This window comes from Pseudoxanthomonas sp. 97-1-1, assembly GCF_057773125.1.
On the sequence record NZ_JBYMTJ010000002.1, the window covers coordinates 829,563 to 851,532 of the forward strand.

The 21,970-nt window shown below is 65.1% G+C and carries 22 protein-coding genes; 11 read left to right on the forward strand and 11 right to left on the reverse strand.

Going from position 1 to position 21,970, the window contains the following annotated elements:
- Positions 1–14: 14 nt before the first annotated feature.
- The 8 genes from AC3DET_RS11105 to ykgO form a co-directional block, all read right to left on the reverse strand.
- The gene (locus AC3DET_RS11105; RefSeq protein ID WP_488391614.1) at positions 15–1,250 is read right to left on the reverse strand and encodes a TraB/GumN family protein; all 1,236 of its coding nucleotides are present in this window, start codon (positions 1,248–1,250) and stop codon (positions 15–17) included.
- Positions 1,251–1,254: 4 nt separating this feature from the next.
- A complete protein-coding gene (locus AC3DET_RS11110; protein WP_488391615.1) occupies positions 1,255–1,785 on the reverse strand; it encodes a GNAT family N-acetyltransferase in 531 nt (176 codons plus the stop codon).
- A gap of 9 nt (positions 1,786–1,794) precedes the next feature.
- Complete coding sequence (locus tag AC3DET_RS11115; RefSeq protein ID WP_488391616.1) at positions 1,795–2,679, reverse strand: carbon-nitrogen hydrolase; 885 nt, start codon at positions 2,677–2,679, stop codon at positions 1,795–1,797.
- Between the two features lie 84 nt (positions 2,680–2,763).
- Entirely contained in the window at positions 2,764–4,077 is a 1,314-nt protein-coding gene (locus tag AC3DET_RS11120; RefSeq protein ID WP_488391617.1) for an NTP/NDP exchange transporter, read from the reverse strand.
- A gap of 4 nt (positions 4,078–4,081) precedes the next feature.
- Positions 4,082–5,044 carry an aldo/keto reductase gene (locus AC3DET_RS11125; protein ID WP_488391618.1) on the reverse strand — a complete coding sequence of 321 codons (963 nt, stop codon included), beginning with the start codon at positions 5,042–5,044 and terminating at the stop codon, positions 4,082–4,084.
- Positions 5,045–5,170: 126 nt separating this feature from the next.
- Entirely contained in the window at positions 5,171–6,202 is a 1,032-nt protein-coding gene (locus tag AC3DET_RS11130; RefSeq protein WP_488391619.1) for an agmatine deiminase family protein, read from the reverse strand.
- Positions 6,203–6,229: 27 nt separating this feature from the next.
- Positions 6,230–6,559 carry a hypothetical protein gene (locus AC3DET_RS11135; RefSeq protein ID WP_192202582.1) on the reverse strand — a complete coding sequence of 110 codons (330 nt, stop codon included), beginning with the start codon at positions 6,557–6,559 and terminating at the stop codon, positions 6,230–6,232.
- Between the two features lie 109 nt (positions 6,560–6,668).
- On the reverse strand, positions 6,669–6,794 hold the full coding sequence (ykgO, locus tag AC3DET_RS11140) for a type B 50S ribosomal protein L36 (RefSeq protein ID WP_010342887.1): 126 nt from the start codon (positions 6,792–6,794) through the stop codon (positions 6,669–6,671).
- Positions 6,795–6,967: 173 nt separating this feature from the next.
- Between ykgO and cmk the strand changes: the two genes are divergently transcribed.
- From cmk to AC3DET_RS11190, 10 genes are all read left to right on the forward strand, one after another.
- Complete coding sequence (gene cmk, locus AC3DET_RS11145) at positions 6,968–7,645, forward strand: (d)CMP kinase (protein ID WP_337732045.1); 678 nt, start codon at positions 6,968–6,970, stop codon at positions 7,643–7,645.
- Between the two features lie 155 nt (positions 7,646–7,800).
- Complete coding sequence (rpsA, locus tag AC3DET_RS11150; protein WP_337732044.1) at positions 7,801–9,492, forward strand: 30S ribosomal protein S1; 1,692 nt, start codon at positions 7,801–7,803, stop codon at positions 9,490–9,492.
- Positions 9,493–9,589: 97 nt separating this feature from the next.
- Positions 9,590–9,895, forward strand: coding sequence for an integration host factor subunit beta (locus tag AC3DET_RS11155; protein ID WP_192202580.1), 306 nt, complete (start codon positions 9,590–9,592; stop codon positions 9,893–9,895).
- A 73-nt stretch (positions 9,896–9,968) separates the two neighbouring features.
- Positions 9,969–10,256: a LapA family protein gene (locus tag AC3DET_RS11160; RefSeq protein WP_192202579.1), complete on the forward strand. Its 288-nt coding sequence runs from the start codon at positions 9,969–9,971 to the stop codon at positions 10,254–10,256.
- Positions 10,257–10,260: 4 nt separating this feature from the next.
- Positions 10,261–11,439 (forward strand): lipopolysaccharide assembly protein LapB, encoded by a 1,179-nt coding sequence (gene lapB / locus AC3DET_RS11165; protein WP_192202578.1) that lies wholly within the window; start codon positions 10,261–10,263, stop codon positions 11,437–11,439.
- A complete protein-coding gene (locus AC3DET_RS11170) occupies positions 11,439–12,410 on the forward strand; it encodes an MraY family glycosyltransferase (protein WP_488391620.1) in 972 nt (323 codons plus the stop codon). Before lapB ends, AC3DET_RS11170 begins: the two co-directional genes overlap by 1 nt.
- 21 nt (positions 12,411–12,431) lie before the next feature.
- Positions 12,432–14,345 carry a polysaccharide biosynthesis protein gene (locus tag AC3DET_RS11175; protein ID WP_192202576.1) on the forward strand — a complete coding sequence of 638 codons (1,914 nt, stop codon included), beginning with the start codon at positions 12,432–12,434 and terminating at the stop codon, positions 14,343–14,345.
- On the forward strand, positions 14,342–15,244 hold the full coding sequence (gene galU / locus AC3DET_RS11180; protein WP_488391621.1) for a UTP--glucose-1-phosphate uridylyltransferase GalU: 903 nt from the start codon (positions 14,342–14,344) through the stop codon (positions 15,242–15,244). Before AC3DET_RS11175 ends, galU begins: the two co-directional genes overlap by 4 nt.
- Before the next feature lie 51 nt (positions 15,245–15,295).
- Positions 15,296–16,603 carry an NAD(P)/FAD-dependent oxidoreductase gene (locus AC3DET_RS11185; RefSeq protein WP_488391622.1) on the forward strand — a complete coding sequence of 436 codons (1,308 nt, stop codon included), beginning with the start codon at positions 15,296–15,298 and terminating at the stop codon, positions 16,601–16,603.
- 5 nt (positions 16,604–16,608) lie between these two features.
- Positions 16,609–16,953: a tRNA-binding protein gene (locus tag AC3DET_RS11190; RefSeq protein ID WP_337732038.1), complete on the forward strand. Its 345-nt coding sequence runs from the start codon at positions 16,609–16,611 to the stop codon at positions 16,951–16,953.
- Positions 16,954–17,025: 72 nt separating this feature from the next.
- Here AC3DET_RS11190 and AC3DET_RS11195 read toward each other — a convergent pair whose 3' ends face one another.
- Genes AC3DET_RS11195 through AC3DET_RS11205 form a run of 3 tightly spaced genes read right to left on the reverse strand, consistent with a single transcriptional unit; the run spans position 17,026 to position 21,282 of the window.
- Positions 17,026–18,231 carry an acetyl-CoA C-acyltransferase gene (locus AC3DET_RS11195; RefSeq protein ID WP_488391623.1) on the reverse strand — a complete coding sequence of 402 codons (1,206 nt, stop codon included), beginning with the start codon at positions 18,229–18,231 and terminating at the stop codon, positions 17,026–17,028.
- Positions 18,232–18,254: 23 nt separating this feature from the next.
- On the reverse strand, positions 18,255–20,627 hold the full coding sequence (locus AC3DET_RS11200; RefSeq protein ID WP_488391624.1) for a 3-hydroxyacyl-CoA dehydrogenase/enoyl-CoA hydratase family protein: 2,373 nt from the start codon (positions 20,625–20,627) through the stop codon (positions 18,255–18,257).
- A 25-nt stretch (positions 20,628–20,652) separates the two neighbouring features.
- The gene (locus tag AC3DET_RS11205; RefSeq protein WP_192202570.1) at positions 20,653–21,282 is read right to left on the reverse strand and encodes a TetR/AcrR family transcriptional regulator; all 630 of its coding nucleotides are present in this window, start codon (positions 21,280–21,282) and stop codon (positions 20,653–20,655) included.
- Between the two features lie 219 nt (positions 21,283–21,501).
- On the opposite strand from AC3DET_RS11205, the gene ndk reads away from it, so the two are divergent.
- Positions 21,502–21,927, forward strand: coding sequence for a nucleoside-diphosphate kinase (gene ndk, locus AC3DET_RS11210; RefSeq protein WP_162337947.1), 426 nt, complete (start codon positions 21,502–21,504; stop codon positions 21,925–21,927).
- Positions 21,928–21,970: the final 43 nt, after the last annotated feature.

Below are 21,970 nucleotides of genomic sequence, written 5' to 3' on the forward strand. Positions count from 1 at the left end.
GTCTCAAGTCCAGCTCAGCCGACCAGTTTGCCGAGCATCCTCAATCCCCCGGTCCACACGCCGATGGCAGTGCCCAGGCTGGTGAGGAAGAAGTTCAGCAGGACGCGCGCCACGCGGTTCTTCCACCAGCCACGCATCGTCTGGACATCGTCGCGCAACGCCATGAAGTCGGCATAGGTGGGCTTGCGCAAGGTTGCTTCCACGAAGGCGCTGACGGTACCCGACGCAAGCGCGGGATGCAGCGGCGTGAGCGGCGATGATATGAAGGCCGCGAGAATGCTGAGCGGATGCCCGCCTGCAATCGCACAGCCGATGGCGCCGAGCACGCCGGTGGCCAGCACCCACTGCAGCAGCAGATCCGAACCGACGTCCACGCCACCCTGCCAGAAACCCCAGGCGAAGCCCCCCACGAGGAACACGCCGATCACCAGTTCCATCCACGGCACGCGCGACTTGGGTTTGACGACTTCGAGCAAACGGCGCAGCTCAACCGGGTCGGCGGTGTCGTCCTTCAGGTGGCGGGCCAGGCCGGGCAGGTGGCCGGCACCGACCACGGCGAGGACACGGTAGGGCACCGCCGCGCCGGCGGGCTTGCCTGCGGCCACCTGGCGCAATGCGGAGGCCATGTACTGGTCGCGCTCCGCGATGATGGCCTGGTACAGCTGAGGGCTTTCGGCGGCGAACTCGCCGAAGCTCGACTCCAGCATGTCGCCCTGCTTGAGCTTCTCGATTTCGTCGTCACCGACTTCTTCGTCACCGAACATGCTGGCGAGGATGCCGGCGCCCACCTTGGTGCGCTGCCACCAGCCCAGCGATTGCAGCGCGCGCTTGAAGGTCAGGCCCACTTCGCGATCGATCAGGTGGACGGGCAGCCCGCGCGCCTGTGCGTCGAGTGCGCCGGCCTTCAGCTCTTCGCCCGGCTCGACACCCAGCTGTTCGGCCAGGCGCCGCTGGTAGGCGGCCAGTGCGAGATTCGCGGCGAACAGGTGCGTCTTGCCCTCGCGGACCACCTTCACCAGGTCCAGCCGCGCCAGTGTGTCGGGATCGGTCAACGACTGCAGGCGGCCGGCGTCCAGTTCCACCGCCACGCTGTCGTAGTCGCCGCTGGCCACCGCCGCGCGCACCGCATCGACGCTGGCGCGCGAGACGTGCGCTGTGCCGAGCAGGGTGAAGCGCACGCCGTCGCGTTCGATGATGTCGTGGGGTTGCCCGTGCAGCGGGTCGGCGAGGGCGGTCGTGGTGTCGGTCATGGTGTCATTCGTCTTGCGGGGGCGCGGTGGTACCGGCGCCGAGGGTGCGCTGCATCTGCACGGTATCCAGCCAGCGGTCCTGCTTCCAGGCGATGCCGCGGAAGACGCCGATCAGGGTGAAACCGAATTTCTCGTGCAGGCGGATGGAGGCGGTGTTGGTGGGTTCGCCGATCACGGCGATCATCTGCCGGTAGCCGCGTGTCTCGCAGGCGTCGATCAGTGCCTGCATCAACGCAGCGCCGATACCCTGGCCTTGCCGGCCGGGCAGGACGTAGACGGAGTTCTCGACGGTCTTGCGATAGCCCGCGCGCGCGCGGTAGCTGCTGGCGTAGGCATAGCCGACGAATTCGCCGTCGAGTTCCGCCACCAGGTAGGGATAGCCGGCGTCGAGCACGCCCTGCATGCGGCGCGCCATCTCGGCGTCGTCGGGGACGTCGTATTCGTAGGTGTTGACGTGGTCGCGGACTTCCGCGGCGTACAGGGCGGTGATCGCCGGCACGTCGGCCGGCGTGGCGTCACGGACGGTCAGCGGCACGCGCGGGCCTCAGTCGATGTAGCGCTTGAGCAGGTCGCCGTATGCGTCGATGCGGCGGTCGCGCAGGAACGGCCAGATGCGGCGCACGTGTTCGCTGCGCGCCATGTCGACCTCGGCCATCAGGATGGTCGCTTCGGTGCCGGCTTCGGCGATGAACTCGCCTTGCGGACCCAACACGTGGCTGTTGCCCCAGAACTGGATGCCGGAGGCGCCCAGCGGTGACGCTTCATGGCCGATGCGATTGCAGCTCAGTACGGGCAGGCCGTTGGCGACGGCATGACCGCGATGACTCAACACCCACGCATCGCGCTGGCGGTTCTTCTCGGCCTGCCCGTCATCCGGATCCCACCCGATCGCGGTCGGGTACAGCAGCACGTCCGCGCCAGCCAGCGCCATCAGGCGCGCGGCTTCGGGGTACCACTGGTCCCAGCAGACCAGTACGCCGAGGCGGCCGACCGAGGTGTCGATAGGGGTGAAGCCGATGTCGCCGGGCGTGAAGTAGAACTTCTCGTAGAACCCCGGATCGTCCGGGATGTGCATCTTGCGATACTTGCCCGCGATGCTGCCGTCCTTTTCGTAGACGACGGCGGTGTTGTGGTACAGCCCGGCGGCGCGGCGCTCGAAGAGTGAAGACACCAGCACCACGCCGTGCTGCTTCGCCAGCGCACCCAGGCGCTCCGTACTCGGGCCGGGGATCGGCTCGGCCAGGTCGAATTCGTGCACCGACTCGTGCTGGCAGAAATAGGCGCCGTTGTGCAGTTCCTGCAGCAGCACCAGTCTCGCACCACGCTTGGCGGCCTCGGCCACGCGCGCCTCGATCACCGACAGGTTGGCGTCGGCGTCGCCGTGGTTCTTTTCCTGGATCAGGGCAACGGGCAGGGTGGTGCGGATCATCGTGCGTCGAGGAGCATGGACGGGGAGGGGCGCATGGTACCGCGTCCACCGTGACGGCAGGCAGCCCGCCGGTGAACGCGAGGCTCAGGTGGCGTCGCGCGACGCTTCCAGCTCCGTTTGCCGCCGTCCGAGCGCCGCGCCAGTCATCGCCCATGCAACAGCCACGCCCGCACCGATGAACATCGCTGCGGCCGGGTGTTCGGCCAGGACATCCAGCGCACGCTTGACCCAGCCGCTGAGTGCATCGCCGCCGCGGTAGACCACGGTGTCGATGAAGTTCTTCGCCTTGTACTTCTGTTCTGCGGGCACCACGGTATAGAGCATCTCGCGACCCGGGCGCACGAAGGCGTACTCGCCCGCGCGCCGCACCACCATCACCACCACGAAAACCGCGAACACCGGCGCCAATGCCAGCCAGAGGAAGCCTGCGGCGACGATCATCGGCACCGCCACCAGCAACACGCCCACGCCCAGCCGCTGTGCGATCCGGCCGGTGATGAACAACTGGCTGAGGATCGCCAGTGTCTGCACGACCGTGTCGATCAGGCCGAACACCCGGGTCTGCTCTTCCTTGTCCGCGAAGCGCTCGGCCACCAGCTTGGCCTGCTCGAAATAGAGGAACGTGGTCACTGTCGCCAGCAGCAGCACGAAGAGCGCGATACCCAGCAGGTAGGGTGAGCGGAACACCGCCGTCGCGCCGGCGAAAGGATTTCCTCCCAGTGGTCGCCGTCGCTGGTCCGAAGACATGGCGCCGGCTGGCAGCGGATGGCGATCACGCCAGCGATGCAGCCAGGTGGCGGTGGCAGCGCTGGCGCCGATCAGTACGGCCGACAGCACCATCAGGCCGCCATGCCCCAATGGTTTGACCAGCAGCGTGGTCAGCAGGGGGCCCACCAGGCCGCCCAGGCTGGCGCCACCGGCGATCAGCGCGAACAGGCGCTTGGCTTCGTGGCTGTCCATCACGTCGGCAAGCACGCTCCATGCCAGCGAGATCATCAGCAGGTTGATGACCGATACCCAGATGTAGAACGTGCGCGCCAGCCACACATCGTCGGGCCGCGCGAGCATGGCGCCCCCGTAGCCGAGCAGGCTGGCCACGACCACGCCGAACACCCAGGGCACGATGCGCCGCCGTGACACTTTCGAGGCGATCCAGCCATAGGCCGGGAGCACCGCCAGCGTGGCGACGAACGTACCGGTGAACAGCCATTGCAGGTTGTCCACGCCTCCTGCGACGCCCATCGTTTCGCGGATCGGCCGCAGCATGAAGTAGCCTGCGAACAACAGGAAGAACATCACCAGTCCGGCCATCACGACCGGCGTTTCGTGCGGGCGCACGTTGAACAGGGCGGCGAACCGTGACGCGGCGCCCGGCGCAGGCGGGGAGGATGGCGTCATCGATTCAGGCCAGTGCGGCGATCAGGACGTCACGCTGCGCAGGCGTCAGGTCCGGACCTGTACCGGCCTTGAGATTGTCGCTCTGGCGGTCGGGCTTGCCGGTGGCGGGGATCACCGCCGTGACCGCCGGATGACTCAATGCGAACTTGAGGAACGCCTGCGCCCACGAGGTCACACCGGCGTCTGCCAGCGCCTCGGGCACGGGCTTGTCCTTCACCTGCACGAACAGCTTGCCGTCTTCGAACGCGCGGTTGATCAGCACCGCCACGCCGAGATCCTGCGCGAGCGGCAATACGCGCTTCTCCGCACCGCGGCTGGCGACCGAATAGTTGATCTGCAGGAAGTCGGGCTTCTCGGCCTGCACGACATCCGCGAGTTCGTCCTGCGCACGCTCCACGTAGTGCGTGACGCCCACGTACTTCACCTTGCCCTGCGCCTTCAGTTCGCGTGCCACGGCCATCTGGGTCTTCAGGTCGCCCAGGTTGTGGACCTGCAGCAGCGCCACCTTGTCGGTCTTCAGCCGGCGCAGCGTGTCTTCGAACTGGGCCATGCCGGCTTCGCGTCCGGTCACGCCGGACAGTTTGGTGGCCAGCCAGGCCTTGCTGGTGAGTTCCTGTTCGGCCAGCAGCGCACCCATGACGTCTTCGGCGACGCTGTAGGTGGGGGCGGTGTCGATGAGCGTGGCGCCTGCGGCAAAGAACCGCTTCAGCACTTCACGCAGTGGATCGAGTTCGGCAGCGCTCTGGCCGACTTCGAAACTGCCGGACGTGCCCATGCCGATGACGGGAACCCGCTCGCCGGTCGACGGGACGAGGCGGGTGTTCAACGCGCCGGAAACGGCTTCGGACGAGGGAGCAGCGGGCGCCGCGCCGACCCCGCCCGCCTGCGCCGCGTCCCGGCAGGCGGCCAGGCCAAGGCCGGCCGTGGCCAGCGCAGTGGTCGTCAGGAACTTGCGTCGTGAATACACGGCCGTCTCCTCGATCAATGGGAAACGGTGGTTATCCGGCATCGTGTTGGGCGAGATGTAAACGAAGCGTTCAATCTACGCCCAACTGACGTCACGGTGCCATGAACCGTGACGCGCGGCGATGCTTCAGCCCAGAAGTCCTGCAGGCAGCTGCATGGTGATGCAGTGCAGGCTGCCGTTCTGCCAGATCAAGGCCCGACAAGGCACCTGCACGATCTCGCGATCCGGGTAGGCTTCCGCAAGTATGGCAGCGGCCTGATCGTCGGCGGGATCGCCGTAGGCCGGCATCAGCACCGCGCCATTGATGATCAGATAGTTCGCGTACGACGCCGCAAGCCGGCGGCCGTTGTCGATCACCGGCTGCGCCCACGGCAGCGGGAAGGAACGGTACGGACGGCCATCGGCGGTACGCAGGGCGGCGATGTCGGCTGCCATGGCCTGCAGTTCCACGTGATGCACGTCGTCGACGTCGTCGCAGGCCTGGTAAACAATGGCGTCACCGGGCGCAAAGCGGGCGAGGGTGTCGATGTGAGCGTCGGTGTCGTCACCTTCCAGATAGCCGTGGTCGAGCCACAGCACGCGGTCCTGCTTCAGCCAGCGCGCCAGCTTGTCGGTCAGATCCTCGCGCGACGTGTCGGGATGCCGCTCGTGCAGACACTGCCATGTCGTCAGCAAGGTGCCCGCACCGTCGGTTTCAATGGCGCCACCTTCCAAAGCAAAATCAATGCTTTGGACGAAATAGTTATGAAACAACTGCATGCCCGACAGTTCGCCGACCAGTCGGTCATCGCGGCTGGCTTCGTACTTGCCGCCCCAGCCGGTGAAACGGAAGTCGAGCAGCTTGAAGCGGCCGCCATCGCGCAGGGTGATGGGGCCGGAATCGCGCAGCCAGGTGTCGTCGTATTCGGCCGGGATGAAGCGCACGCGATCCATGGCTACGCGCGCGGAGCGCAGTCGGGCTTCGGCATAGGTCTGCAGGTCGTCGTCGGCGACGCAGATGACCACCGGCTGAAAGCGGGTGATGGCGGCCACCAGGGCGACGTAGGTTTCCTCGACATCGGCAAGGCGGTCGGCCCAGTCCGTCTCGGCGTGCGGCCAAGCGATCAGGATCGCGGACTGGGGCTCCCACTCCGCGGGAAAGCGATAGGCATCGGTCATGGGATTGCGGGGCGCGAAAGTCGCCGGTCAGCGGATGGGGGGCTTGGGGCCGATTTCTTCGGCGGTAGCCTTGTTCAGCACCACGTCGATGACGCGGCTCTTCTCGAAGTAGACCGTGAAACCGGGATAGACCCAGCGATGGATCACCGGCCATTGCCGCTTCTGGCCACCGCGTGGCTCAAGCTTCTGTTGCGGAGCGCCGAAGCGGGCTTCGACGTCGGCTGCCGTCTGTCCACGCACCGGGGCCGCCGCCGCGGGCGTTTCCTGGGCGCGCTCTATCAGCAGGGTATCTGCGAAGGCCGGGCCGGCAAGGCCGAGCAGGGCGATCAACGGAAGTGCGAGGGCGCGACGGCTCATGGTGGGATTCCCCTGGGTGATCTGCCTTTTATAACAAAAGCAGGACAACAAAAAACCGCCCGGAGGCGGCTTTTGATGCATTGCCGGCCGTGGCCGGCAGTGCCGTTCCTCAGCGCTGGCGCGCCTTGAAACGCGGGTTGGATTTGCAGATCACGAAGACCTTGCCGCGGCGGCGGACCACCTTGCAGTCGCGGTGACGGGCCTTCGCCGACTTCAGGGAGGACAGGACCTTCATGAGATGAACCTCGGCGTAAAAGAGTATGGGGTGGAACGAAGCCGGCTATTCTAACGGCAATTCCGCTGGCATATCAAGCGGTTGCACTGAGCCTTCCGTCAACACGGCGCCGAAGGTGTCCCGCGCGCGATGGTCGACATCATAATGCCGCCCCAAACCCCTCAGGAGACCCCATGTCCGATACCTCACCTGTCCTGACCATCGATGGCCCCTCCGGGGCGGGCAAGGGTACGGTGAGCCGGCTGGTGGCTGGCCGACTCGGCTGGCATTACCTCGACTCCGGGGCGCTGTACCGTGCGGTTGGCGTGGCGGCAAGCTGGGCCGATCTGGATATCTCCGATCCTGCCGCCCTGGTCCGGTGTGCCTTCGATACCAGCGTCAGCTTCCGCGAAACGGAGCAGGGCCTCCGGGTCATCGTGGATGACCTGGACGCCACGGACGAACTGCGCCTGGAAACCACGGGTGCCCTCGCGTCCGCCATTGCGGCCATTCCCGAGGTGCGGTCCGCTCTGAAGGAGCGCCAGCGGGCTTTTCGCCGCCCGCCCGGCTTGGTGGCCGATGGGCGGGACATGGGGACCGTCATCTTCCCGGATGCTCCTTACAAGGTGTTCCTGACCGCCAGTGCCGACGAACGGGCGGAAAGGCGCTATAAGCAGTTGAAAGACAAAGGGGTTTCGGTCACAATCGACGGTCTGCTGCGCGAGATCCTCGCCCGTGACGCCCGTGACGCCCAGCGCGCGGTGGCGCCCCTGCGGCCGGCCGAAGACGCCGTCCTCATCGACACCACCGGCCTAGGCATCGATGCCGTCGTCGAACGCGTGCTGGCTTTGGTGCCGGCGCGCGCGGACTAGGCTCCCGCCCAGCAGAAGGTCCGCCCGGAATCCTCCGTGCGGTTCAACAACCACAACACTCACGGCCACACGCAATCCCGCGCCGGCCGACAACGGGTGGATCGCGGTGCATCTTCAGGTGCGCCCGGTCTGTGTCATCAACCGAGTATTTTTCAATGACCGAATCATTTGCCGAACTGTTTGAACAGAGCCAGACCCATCTGGCCAAGCTGAAGCCGGGCGCGATCGTCACCGGCGTCGTCGTGGAAGTCCGCAACGACGTGGTGGTGATCAACGCGGGCCTGAAGTCCGAAGGCATCGTGCCGATCGAACAGTTCCGGAACGACGCCGGTGAAATCGACGTGGGCGTGGGCGACGAAGTCAAGGTCGCACTCGACTCCCTCGAAAACGGCTTCGGTGAAACCGTCCTCTCGCGCGAGAAAGCCAAGCGCGCCATGGTGTGGGACGAGCTGGAAGAAGCCCTGGAGAAGAACGAAACCATCACCGGTCGCATCAGCGGCAAGGTCAAGGGTGGTTTCACCGTCGACATCAAGGACGTCCGCGCATTCCTGCCGGGTTCGCTGGTCGATGTGCGCCCCGTGCGCGATCCCGGCTACCTGGAAGGCAAGGAGCTGGAGTTCAAGCTCATCAAGCTGGACCGCAAGCGCAACAATGTCGTCGTCTCCCGCCGCGCGGTGGTCGAGAGCGAGCACTCGGAAGAGCGCGAGCAGCTGATGGACAAGCTGCAGGAAGGCGTGGTGCTGAAGGGTGTGGTCAAGAACCTCACCGACTACGGCGCGTTCGTCGACCTGGGCGGCATCGACGGCCTGCTGCACATCACCGACATGGCCTGGAAGCGCGTGCGCCATCCGTCCGAAGTCGTGGAAGTCGGCCAGGAGCTGGATGTCCGCGTGCTGAAGTACGACCGTGAGCGCAACCGCGTCTCGCTGGGCCTGAAGCAGCTGGGCGAAGATCCGTGGGACAACATCGCCCGCCGTTACCCGGCCAACAGCCGCGTGTTCGGCAAGGTCTCCAACGTCACCGATTACGGCGCGTTCGTCGAGATCGAGCCGGGCGTCGAAGGTCTGGTGCACGTCTCCGAAATGGACTGGACCAACAAGAACGTCAATCCGTCCAAGGTCGTGCAGGTCGGTGACGAAGTCGAAGTGATGGTGCTGGACGTGGATGAAGAGCGTCGCCGCATCTCGCTGGGCATGAAGCAGGTTGCCGCCAATCCGTGGGAAACCTTCGCGGCCACCCACAAGAAGAACGACAAGGTGTCTGGCCAGATCAAGTCGATCACCGACTTCGGCATCTTCATCGGCCTGGACGGCGGCATCGACGGCCTGATCCACCTGTCCGACATCAGCTGGAACACCACCGGCGAAGACATCGTGCGCAACTTCAAGAAGGGCGACACGCTGGAAGCCGTGGTGCTGGCGGTCGATCCGGAGCGCGAGCGCATCAGCCTGGGCGTGAAGCAGCTGGAGCAGGATCCGTTCGGCCAGTACATGGCGACCCATCCGAAGGGCTCGAAGGTCGAAGGTACGGTGAAGGAAGTGGACGCCAAGGGCGCCACGATCGAACTGGCCGATGGCATCGAAGGCTACGTGATGGCGCGGGACATCAGCTACGACCGCGTGGACGACGCCAGCCAGCACCTGAAGGTCGGCGACAAGGTCGAAGCCAAGTTCATCGGCATGGACCGCAAGGGCCGCACGCTGCAGCTGTCGATCAAGGCCAAGGACGAAGCCGAAACCGCCGAGGCACTGGCCGAGTACAACAAGTCCGCTGCCGAAGCTTCCACCGGTACCACCAGTCTGGGCGCGCTGCTGCGTGCACAGCTGGATGGTGGCAAGTCCGAGTAAGCGGCTCGCGCCGTTGCAGTACCACTAGCAGTACCGTTCCCCGCCGGCCCGGAGTACCCGGGCCGGCGCGGGTTCATCCGTCCGAATTCCGCATGCGATGACCAAATCCGAACTCATCGAGATCCTCAGCCGCCGCCAGCCGCACCTCAAGGCCGAGGACGTGGACCTGGCCGTCAAGGCGTTGCTGGAGATGATGGGCGGGGCCCTCGCCCAGGGCGACCGTATCGAGATCCGCGGGTTCGGCAGTTTCTCGCTGCATTACCGTCCGCCCAGGATGGGACGCAATCCGAAGACCGGCGAGTCGGTCGCGTTGCCGGCCAAGCATGTCCCTCATTTCAAGCCGGGCAAGGAACTGCGCGAACGCGTCAGTGACGTCACCCCCATCGAGGAAAGCGGGGAATAACCCGCCATCGACGCGTGTGTGTCGTTCCGCGTCTACTCCGTTAAGCTAGGCGCATCCCGCAAGGAGTCGCCTGATGAACATGTTCCGCCTGGTCGTCGCACTGTTGTTCCTGGCCTACGGACTCATCATCGGCGTGCTCAACACGCAGCCGATCACGCTGAAACTCCTTTTCACCGAATTCCAGACGTCTTCCGGCGTCGGCATCATGCTGTCCCTGCTGCTGGGGGTGGTGATCGGCGGCCTGATCGTGCTGGCCACCCTGGTCTGGCCTTTGTACGCCAAGCTCAGGAAGGCGACCCGGGCCGCCCAGCCCGCGGCCAACGGGGCGGGGACGTCATCGGCCATCGATGGCGGTGCCTGAACCCATGGCTTTCCTGACCGAATGGTTCTGGTTCTTCCTGTTTCTTCCGCTTGCTGCGCTCAGCGGGTGGATCATCGGCCGTCGCGGCGGACAACGTCACGGCGACACACAGGTCAGTCGACTGTCGAGTACCTATTTCCGGGGCCTGAACTATCTGCTCAATGAGCAGCCGGACAAGGCGATCGAGCTGTTCCTGCATATCGCGGAGCTGGACAAGGAAACCTTCGAGACGCAGGTTGCCCTGGGCCACCTGTTCCGTCGTCGTGGCGAAGTGGATCGCGCCATCCGCCTGCACCAGGGCCTCGTGCAACGGGCTGACCTGAGTGATGCGCAGCGCGTACAAGCCTTGCTCGCATTGGGCGAGGATTACATGCGTTCCGGCCTTCTGGATCGCGCGGAAACCGTGTTCACCGATCTGGCGCGCATCGACCAGCGTGCTCCGCAGGCGCTCAAGCACCTCATCGGCATCTACCAGGCCGAGCGCGACTGGGAGAAGGCGATCGACAACGCGCGACGCTACGAAGAGGTCACGACCGAACCGATGGGCAAGCTGATCGCCCAGTTCGAATGCGAGCTGGCCGAGCGGCAACGGACAGCGAACAGCGTCGAAGCCGCCCGGGCAGCGGTGGCACGCGCCTACCAGGCCGATGCAGGCAGCGTACGTGCCGGCATCCTCGAAGGCCGCATTGAAACCGATGCGGGCAATTCGGAAGCGGCGATTCGCGCGTTCGAACGCGCTGCGCGACATGACCCGGACTACCTTCCCGAGGTGTTGCCGAGCCTGCTGGCAGGCTACGAGCAAGTGGGTGATCTGTCCGGAGCGCGGGCATTCCTGTCGGAGATGTGCGAGCACTACCGGGGAATCGCCCCGGTGCTGGCGTTGACGCGCCTGGTCGAACGGCAAGACGGCGTTGCCGCCGCACGGGCCTACCTTGCACGTCAGCTCAAGGACCGGCCGTCCGTGCGCGGCGAAGCGGCACTGATCGACCTCACGCTGGCGGAAGGTGCGGACGCGTCGGCCACGCTGCATGATCTCAAGCACATCACCGATCAACTGCTGGTGCGGAATCCGAGCTACCGGTGCACCCAGTGCGGCTTCGGCGCCAGGACGCATCATTGGCAATGCCCGAGTTGCAAGGAGTGGGGCACGATCAAGCCACTGTTGAACTACGCGGTCGTCTGATGCCGAGCCTGCCCGTCTGGCTTCTGCTGCTGGCGGCAGCTGCCGCCGTGGGAACCTGGCTGGCGCGCCGATACGCCCTGCGCGGCAACCTCATGGACCAGCCGGGTGAGCGCAGGAGTCACAGCGTCGCAACGCCCCGCGGCGGCGGCATCGCGATTGTGGCCGTACTCGTGGCTGCAGGCCTGTACCTTGCGCTGATTCCAGAGGCTATGGATGTGCTGTGGCTGGGCTTCGTGCCCGGCCTGTTGATTGTCGCCGGGATAGGGTGGTGGGACGACCATCGGCCCTTGTCGCCCTGGCTGCGACTGGCGGTCCAGGCGGTGGCGGCGCTGAGCCTGGCAGCGGCGGCGGGATGGCAAAGCGGGCAGTGGTTGCCGGCTGTGGCGGCTTTTGGGATGACCATGGTGCTGGTCAACGTCTGGAACTTCATGGACGGCATCAATGGCCTGGCAGCCAGCCAGGCTGCATTGGCGGCACTGGCCTATGCCGGCTTGCTGGTGGGGGCATGGCACTGGCTTGCCCTGGCGCTGCTGGCGGCCTGCGTCGGCTTCCTGCCCTTCAACTTCCCCAGGGCGTGGATCTTCCTGGGGGACGTGGGCAGTGGGGCACTGGGTTATGCGTTGGCCGGGCTTGCCACCGCCGCGTTCCTTGCGCTGCCATCGGCCAGCGTCCCCCTATTGCTGCTGCCCCTGTGTGCTTTTCTCGTCGACGCAGGCTTCACGTTACTGGGGCGCATGCTCCGGGGCGAACAATGGTGGACACCGCATGTGAGCCATCTCTACCAGATCGGCGCGCGTCGATTAGGGCACGCGGCCGTAACCGTGATTTACATGGTGTTCGGCGGCGTTACCTTATTGTTAATCTATGGCATGCCCCGGACAACGGTGGTAGCCACCCTGGGCGCGGTGATCGCCGTCTACGGGTTCGGTGGGGCGCTGTGGGTTTTATTGCGCCGAGGATGGCGTAGCTGATAGCACACGGAGACGGAGCTGATGGAGTCCTGGCGGGATCGATTGAGTGGGTTCATGCCGCGCCTTCTGGTAGCGGCCCATGATCTGACGATGGTGTGGCTGTGCTGGCAGGTATTGCATCGTCTTCGGTACGCAATGCTCGCCCAAGCACCGGCGTTTCCTCTTTGGTCGAACGAGATTGCCATCGTTCTGTTGGCGCAGGGCGCCGTGTTCTGGTGGATGGGGCTGTATCGCGGTCTCTGGCGCTTTGCCAGTCTTCCAGACCTCTGGAATATCGTGAAGGCGTGTGCGCTGGGCTTCCTGGGCGTTGTCCTTGGGCTGTTCTTCTACAACCGGTTCGGTTCCACGCCGCGTGCAGTGCTGGGCTTCTACCCGTTTGCCCTGGTGGGTTTCCTTGGCCTGCCCAGGCTCGCTTACCGCGCATGGAAGGACAGTCAGGTCAACCGCAGCAACGAAAGTGCGTCCCGAGTGCTGATCTTGGGCGCCGGCCGGGCAGGCGAAGCTCTTGTACGGGAGCTCCGGCGCACGGGAATCTATCAACCGGTCGCCTTCCTTGACGACGCGTCACGGTTGCACGGATCAAAACTGCAGGGCATTCCCGTGCTGGGGGGATTGGAGAACGCGGCGGCGGTTGCGCGCGAAACCGCTGCCCGCATGCTGGTCATCGCCATGCCGTCCCTCGATGCGCCGGCGATGCAACGCGTGGTGGCGATCTGCGAAAGCACCGGGCTGCCTTTCCGCATGGTGCCCCGACTGGTCAACGTGCTGGAAGGACAGTCCATGCCGGGCGACCTCAAGGAGGTCGCGATCGAGGACTTGCTTGGCCGAAAATCCGTCACGCCCGACTGGAAGCTCATCCGGGGCTGGCTGGGCGGACGGACCGTGATGGTGACCGGTGCGGGCGGGTCCATCGGCTCGGAGCTCTGCCGGCAATGTGCTCGCCATGGTGCCCAGCGGATCGCACTGGTTGAAATCGACGAACTGGCGCTTATCACGATCCAGGGCGATCTTCGTCGAGCTTTCCCGGATCTTGAGGTTCTTCCGATACTCGGCAACTGCGGAGATGCGGCCGTCATTGAGCACGCGCTGAAGATTGCAGAGCCGGATGCCGTATTCCATGCCGCAGCTTACAAACAGGTGCCATTACTTGAGGGGCATCTGCGGGAAGCGGTTGGCAACAATGTTCTGGCAACCGAAACGGTGGCACGTGCGTGTCGTGAAGCGGGTGTCGCGACCTTCGTGCTGATTTCCACGGACAAGGCCGTGGATCCCGTGAACGTGCTTGGTGCGACCAAACGCCTTGCGGAGATGGCATGCCAGGCGCTCGATGATGCGCGCTCGGGAACGCGATACGTCACGGTGCGTTTCGGCAACGTCCTGGATTCCGCAGGTAGCGTAGTCCCCTTGTTCCGGGAGCAGATCCGCAAGGGCGGGCCGGTTACCGTCACCGATCCGGACGTGACGCGCTATTTCATGACCATTCCCGAGGCGTGCCAGCTGATCCTGCAGGCCGCTTCAGGCGCAGCGCATGCATCCATCTACACGTTGGACATGGGCGATCCGGTGCCGATCCGCCTGCTGGCGGAACAGATGATCCGATTGGCAGGCAGGCAACCCGGGCGCGATATCGCCATCGTCTACACCGGTCTTCGCCCCGGGGAGAAGCTGCACGAAACGCTTTTCCACGCAGATGAGCGCTACCAGCCCACCTCTCACTCGAAGATCATGAAGGCGCTTGCGCGCGAAGTGGCGCCCGAGTTCATCGAACTGGCTCTGCAGCGCATGCGGGCAGCGCATGCCCGGTACGATACGAACGAGTTGGGAGAGGTGCTGCGGATCGCGGTTCCCGAGTTCGCACCGTTGTCAAACGACCAGGATGATTCTTCGGCTAACATCGTGGTATTCCCAGGTCGCGATGCCCGCAGGACCCGATGACCACTGCCAGAATCCGCAAGGCCGTTTTTCCCGTCGCCGGTCTCGGCACCCGCTTTCTGCCTGCGACCAAGACCGTGCCGAAGGAGATGCTGCCGATCATCGATCGGCCGTTGATCCAGTACGCCGTGGATGAGGCGGTCGAGGCCGGGTGCGACACCTTGATCTTCGTCACCAACCGCTACAAGCATGCGGTTGCCGACTACTTCGACAAGGCCTATGAGCTCGAGCAGAAGCTGGAGCGGGCCGGAAAGCTGGAGCAGCTCGAACTGGTGCGGAATGTGCTGCCCAGCCACGTACGCGCTGTTTTCGTGACGCAGGCCGAGGCGCTGGGTCTGGGGCATGCCGTGCTGTGCGCCAAGCCGATCGTGGGCGATGAACCCTTCGCGGTCCTGCTGCCCGACGATTTGATATGGAACCGTGGGCCCGGTGCGTTGAAGCAGATGGCCGACGCCGCCGAAACGACGGGCGCCAGCGTCATCGCTGTGCAGGATGTGCCGCATGACCAGACAGGTAGTTACGGCATCGTGGCCACCGACGCCTTCACCGGAAGGGAGGGGCGCATCCGTGGCATTGTGGAGAAGCCGAATCCGGAGGTCGCGCCCAGCAATCTGGCGGTCGTCGGCCGTTATGTGCTCGATTCGCGCATCTTCGCCTTGCTGGAAGGTACGGTGCCGGGCGCCGGTGGCGAGATCCAGCTGACGGACGCCATCGCGGCGCTGCTGCTGGAAAAACCGGTACATGCCTATCGCTTCAAGGGCACCCGCTTCGACTGCGGTACGCATATCGGCCTCATCGAAGCGACCATCCGCTACGCACTCGACCACGAGAAACTCAGTGATGCGGCACGCGTCATGATGCAGGATGCCCTGGCCGAACTGGGCGTGCGGGAACTCGAGTAGGGTTCCGCGTTGCCGAACGTCTGATCGAAACCCTTCGCCTCGAGTCACTCGATGGATGCCATGTCTGCGGTCGACACCTCCGGGGCCGGCTACTATCTCGATACGGCTGGCGCGGTCCCGGTATCGCCAGTTCTGCACGGGAGCGTGGATGCATCGGTCTGCATCGTCGGCGGCGGGTTTGCCGGGCTCAATACCGCGCTGGGCCTGTCGGAGAGGGGCGTCCGTGATGTCGTGCTGCTCGAGGCCGAAGCGGCCGGGTATGGTGCCTCGGGTCGCAACGGGGGCTTCGTGTTCGGCGGATTCTCGCGGGGTGAGGACGCGCTCCTGCACGACCTGGGTGCCCAGCGCGCAAGGGCTCTTTATGACGGCACAACGGATGCTGTCGACCTGATCCGGCAACGCATCACGCGCCATGCCATTGCCTGCGACGACACGCACGCCGGGATCATCTGGGCCAACTGGTTCAAGGATCCGGAGGTGTTGCGGAGCCGGCAGCGCCTGCTGGCGGATCAATATGGTCAGGACTGGCGATGGATGCCGCAGGAAACGCTGCGAAGCCACATCCGGACGCACCGTTACCACGACGGCCTGTTCGAGCCCGACGCATTCCATTTTCATCCGCTGAAGTACGCGCGCGGCATTGCACGCGTGGCAAAGGAACAAGGGGTTTCTCTGTTCGCGCGCTCGCCTGCGACCGCGCTGGTGCGGGATGGCGTGGGATGGCGCGTGGCCACGCCACAGGGGCAGGTCAGGGCACGTCATGTGGTGCTGGCCTGCGGGGGCTATCTTGCCGGCCTGCATCGTCGCGTGGACGCGGGCGTATTGCCCATCGCCACCTATGTGATGGTGACCGAGCCGCTGCTTGCGCGGATGCAGGACGCACTCACGACGCAGGCCGCGGTCTACGACACCCGGTTCGCATTCGACTACTACCGACCGCTACCGGACACGCGGCTGTTGTGGGGAGGGCGCATCTCCGTGCTGGACCGGTCGGCCGCGGAGGTACGGAGATTGCTGTATCGCGACATGCTGAAGGTGTTCCCCCAGCTTGAAGGCGTCCGCATCGACTACGCATGGTCGGGCCTGATGAGCTATGCCCGCCACCAGATGCCTCAGGTGGGGTGCGTGGAGGACGGCTTGTGGGTTGCGCAGGCGTTCGGCGGGCACGGCGTGGCACCCACCACGTTCGCCGGGGAGATCATCGCCAGCGCCATCGCCCAGGAAGATCCGCGCTGGCGTGAGTTTTCGGACTATGGGCTGGTATCCGCATTGAAACCTGCCGGCTTCATGGGCGCGCAGCTCGGCTACTGGTGGGCGGAATTCAAGGATGCGTGGAAAGACAGGATGGAGCACAGGTGACCGACATGACGGAAACGAACGATCTCATCGAATGGGCAGATTTCGAACGTGTCGCGTTGTGCGTGGGTACCGTGCTGAAAGTCGAGGCATTCCCGCAGGCGCGCAAACCGGCGTGGAAGCTCTGGGTGGACTTCGGGCCACATGGGGTCAGGAAGACCAGCGCGCAGATCGTCGCGCTCTATGCCGCGGAGGACCTGGTCGGGCGGCAGATCGTGGGTGTCATCAACTTCCCTCCGAAGCAGATCGGCGGCTTCCTGTCCGAGTTCCTGCTGACCGGCTTCCACACCGATGCCGGCGTGGTGATCACCACGGTGGAGCGGCCGGTGCCGAACGGTGCGCGGATGGCGTGAGCGAAGGCGCCGCACCGGTGAAAAAGGCGCCTTTCGGCGCCTTTTTCGTTCAACACAGAAGTGCGGAGAACGTCAGAGCGATTCGAAGATGCCCGCCGCGCCCATGCCGGTGCCGATGCACATGGTGACCATGCCGTACTTCTGCTGGCGCCGACGCATGCCGTGGACGATGGTGGCAGTGCGGATCGCACCAGTCGCACCCAGCGGATGGCCGAGGGCGATGGCGCCACCCAGCGGATTGATCTTCGAAGGGTCAAGTTCGCTGTCGCGAATCACCGCCAGCGCCTGCGCGGCGAAAGCTTCGTTGAGCTCGATCCAGTCCAGCTGGTCCTTGGTCAGGCCGGCCTGTTTCAAGGCCTTCGGGATAGCCGCGATCGGGCCGATGCCCATCACTTCCGGGCGCACGCCGGCGACCGAGAAGCTGACGAAACGGGCCAGCGGGGTCAGGCCGTAATCCTTGATCGCCTGCTCCGAGGCCAGCAGCACGCCGGCGGCGCCATCGCTCATCTGCGACGAGGTACCGGCAGTAACGGTGCCGCCGAACTGCGGATTGCGGAACACGGTCCGCAGCTTGGCTAGGCCTTCCAGCGACGTGTCCGCACGCGGGCCTTCATCCTGTTCGACCAGCAGCTTCTTCAGCCGCACCGTGTTGCCGGCCAGGTCGGGCTGGCGCGAGATCACTTCGTAGGGACTGATCTCATCCTTGAACTCGCCCGCCGCCTGCGCGGCGAGGGCCTTCTGGTGCGAGGCGACGGCGAACGCGTCCTGGTCCTCGCGCGAGATCTTCCATTCCTCGGCCACCTTCTCGGCGGTGATGCCCATGCCGTAGGCGATGGCCACGTGGTCGTTGTCGAACACGCTGGGCGCCATCGCAATCTTGTTGCCCATCATCGGCACCATGCTCATGCTTTCGGTGCCGCCGGCCAGCATCAGGTCGGCGTTGCCGAGGCGGATCTGGTCCGCCGCCATCGCCACGGCCTGCAGGCCGGACGAGCAGAAGCGGTTGATGGTCTGCGCGGCGATCGTGTTCGGCAGGCCCGCCAGCAGCAGGCCGATGCGCGCCACGTTCATGCCTTGCTCGCCCTCGGGCATGGCGCAACCGATGATGGCGTCATCGATGCGGCCGAGGTCGATGCCCGGCGCCTGCGCGACCACGGACTTCAGCACGTGCGCCAGCATGTCGTCCGGACGGGTGTTGCGGAATACGCCCTTCGGCGCCTTGCCGACCGGCGTGCGGGTGGCGGCGACGATATAGGCTTCTTGGATCTGCTTGCTCATTTCGATGTGTCCTTGTCGGTCGCTTAGTTACGCAGGGGCTTGCCGGTCTTCAGCATGTGGCCGATGCGCGCCTGGGTCTTTTCCTGCTGCGCCAGTTCAACGAAGTGCTTGCGCTCCAGCTTCAACAGCCACTCTTCGTCCACCAGTGCGCCGCGGTCGACTTCGCCGCCGCACAGCACGGTGGCGATGCGCACGCCAATCTCGTAGTCGTACGGGCTGATGAAGCGGCCTTCCAGCATGTTGACCAGCATCATCTTGAAGGTGGCGATGCCGACGTCACCGGCCACCTGGATGCGGCGGGCGGGCAGGGGCGGGCGGTAGCCGGTCTCGGCCAGCGCCAGGGCTTCCTGCTTGGCGATGTACAGCAGTTCGTAGGCATTGAAGGCGATCTTGTCGCCCGCGCGCATCAGGCCCAGCTCCTTGGCCTCGACGGCGGAAGCGGACACCTTGGCCATCGCCACGGTCTCGAAGGTCTTCTTCAGCTCGGCGAACACGTCGCCACCCGGGCCGGCGGCCTGCGACGCACGCACGGCGATTTCCTTCAGGCCGCCACCGGCGGGCAGCAGGCCCACGCCGGCCTCTACCAGGCCGACGTAGCTTTCCAGCGACGCGACCGTGCGTGCACTGTGCATCTGGAACTCGCAGCCGCCGCCCAGCGCGAGGCCGCGCACGGCGGCAACCACGGGTACCAGCGCGTACTTGATCCGCTGGCTGGTGGCCTGGAAATTGGCCACCATCGCTTCGAACTCGGCGATCTTGCCCGCCTGCAGCGCACCGAGGGCGCCTGCGAGGTCGGCACCGGCCGAGAAGGGTTCCTTCGGCTGCCAGATCACCAGGCCCTTGAACTTCTGCTCGGCGATGGCGATGGCTTCCTGCAGACCGTCCAGCACGGCGTCGGAGACGGTGTGCATCTTGGTCTTGAAGCTGATCACGCCGATACCGTCGCCGTCGGTCCACAGGCGCACACCGTCGTTCTCGTAGACGGTCTCGCCCAGGGCAAAGGCTTCGCCCAGCAGCGGATCCGGGAAGCGCTGGCGCTGGTAGACCGGCAGGGTGGAGCGAGGCAGCTTGGCGTTGCGGCCCGGGCTGTAGCTGCCTTCGGCACCATGCACGCCCTCGCGGCCGTCGAACACCCAGTTCGGCAGCGGCGCGCTGCTCATGGCCTTGCCGGCCACGATGTCATCGGCGATCCACTGCGCCACCTGCTTCCAGCCGGCGGCTTGCCAGGTCTCGAACGGACCGAGCGACCAGCCGTAACCCCAGCGGATGGCCAGGTCGACATCGCGCGCGGTTTCGGCGATGTCGGCCAGGTGGTAGGCGCTGTAATGGAACAGGTCGCGGAACACGGCCCACAGGAACTGCGCCTGCGGGTGCTGGCTCTCGCGCAGCTTGGCGAACTTCTCCGCGGGATTCCTGATCTTCAGGATCTCGGCCACCTCGGACGCGGCCGTGCGGTCGGCGGCGCGGTAGTCCTGCTTCTCCAGGTCCAGGACCACGATGTCCTTGCCGACCTTGCGGAAGATGCCGGCACCGGTCTTCTGGCCAAGCGCGCCCTTGGCGATCAGCGCGTCCAGCCACTTCGGCGACTTGAAGTAGGCGTGCCACGGGTCATCGGGCAGGGTATCGGCCATGGTCTTGATGACATGGGCCATCGTGTCCAGGCCGACCACGTCCGAGGTGCGGTAGGTCGCCGACTTCGGGCGGCCGATCAGCGGGCCAGTGACGGCGTCCACTTCGTCGAACCCCAGCTTGAATTCGCCGGTGTGGTGGGCGGTGGCCAGGATCGAGAACACGCCGATCCGGTTGCCGATGAAGTTGGGGGTGTCCTTCGCATAGACCACGCCCTTGCCCAGGGTGGTGGTCAGGAAGGTCTCCAGACCTTCGAGGACGGTGGCATCGGTGGATTTGGCCGGAATCAGTTCGGCCAGATGCATGTAGCGTGGTGGGTTGAAGAAGTGCACGCCACAGAAGCGATGGCGAAGTTGTTCTGGAAGAACTTCCGCCAACTTGTTGATTCCCAAGCCTGATGTATTGCTTGCCAGTACCGCATGATCGGCCACGAACGGGGCGATCTTCTTGTAGAGGTCCTGCTTCCAGTCCATCCGTTCGGCGATGGCCTCGATGATCAGGTCGCAGCCCTTCAGGTGCTCGAGTCCTGTCTCGTAGTTGGCGGGCGTGATGGCTTCGGCAAGCGACTTGCTGGCAAGAGGGGCAGGGCTCAACTTGGCCAGGTTGGCGATGGCCTTCTGCACGATGCCGTCGGGATGGCCCTCCTTGGCAGGCAGGTCGAACAGCACGGTGTCGACGCCGGCATTGGTCAGGTGCGCGGCGATCTGCGCGCCCATGACACCAGCGCCCAGAACGGCCGCCTTGCGTACAAGCAATGGATTGGACATGGAGTTTCCTTGGATTGCAGGGGTTTCAGACATGGTCGGCGCGCAGGCCGGCTTCGGCGAAGCGGATGAGTTCGCGGGCGGCGCGCTCACGGTGCGCTGCTTCCGTGACGCCCGTGGGGCGCTTGATCAGGCCGAAGTCGGCCATGGCGTAGGTCAGGGCGCCGGAAAAGAAGTCCAGCCGCCAGTAGAGCTCTTCCTTGCTGAGGCCCGGCACGCAGGCGGCGATCGCCTTGCCGAACTCACGCAGCACATGGCCGTAGTGGTCGGAGAGGAACTTGCGCAGGCCATCGTTCTTTTCGGCGTAGGCGCGGGCGATGACCCGGACAAAGGCGCCGCCCCCATGGCGATCCTGGGCCAGCGCCAGCGCCGGCTCGACGAAGGCGGCGAGGATGGGTTCCAGCTCGCCCGGGCGCCCGGCCAGTGCCTTTTCAAGCAGAGTGAGGCGGGCGGCGGTCATGTCGTCCATGCGGCGACGGAACACCTCGTTGACCAGGTTTTCCTTGCTGCCGAAGTGGTAGTTGACGGCCGCGATGTTGACGTCTGCGCGACTCGTCACCTGCCGCAGGGAGGTGCCTGCAAAGCCGTACTGGGCGAAGAGTTCTTCCGCGGCCCCCAGGATCCGTTCCTTGGTGGAGAAGTGCGTGGTATTGCCCATGGAGCCTCCGGCTTAATCAAACGCTTGTTTGATTGATTCTCCGCTGACCGTGGGGCCGTGTCATGTTGCAAGGCAGCAATCGGCCTGTGACGCAGGCTGCATCCTGCGCTGGGATACGTTAGAATCTCGCTACGCTTTCTGGTCTAAGCCCGCGTTTCGACGCGGGTTTTTCATGTTAACCTTGGGCCTTCAGTGGCCCGCCCAACGGAGAAAATCCCCATGGCGCTGGAGCGCACCCTGTCGATCGTCAAGCCCGATGCCGTCGCCAAGAACGTCATCGGCGAAATCTATGCCCGTTTCGAAAAGAACGGCCTGAAGATCGTCGCCTCGAAGATGAAGCACCTGTCGCGCCGTGAGGCCGAAGGTTTCTACGCCGTGCATCGCGAACGTCCGTTCTTCAATGCACTGGTCGAGTTCATGATCTCCGGTCCGGTCGCCATCCAGGTGCTGGAAGGCGAGAACGCCGTGCTGAAGCATCGCGACATCCTCGGTGCCACCAATCCGAAGGACGCCGCGCCGGGCACGATCCGCGCCGACTTCGCCGATTCCATCGATGCCAACGCCGCACACGGCTCGGATTCGGTCGAGAACGCGAACATCGAGATCGCGTACTTCTTCGCCGCCACCGAAGTGTTCTCGCGCTGAGCGAAGAGTGATGAGCAGCCACGAACTGCCACCGATCGAACTG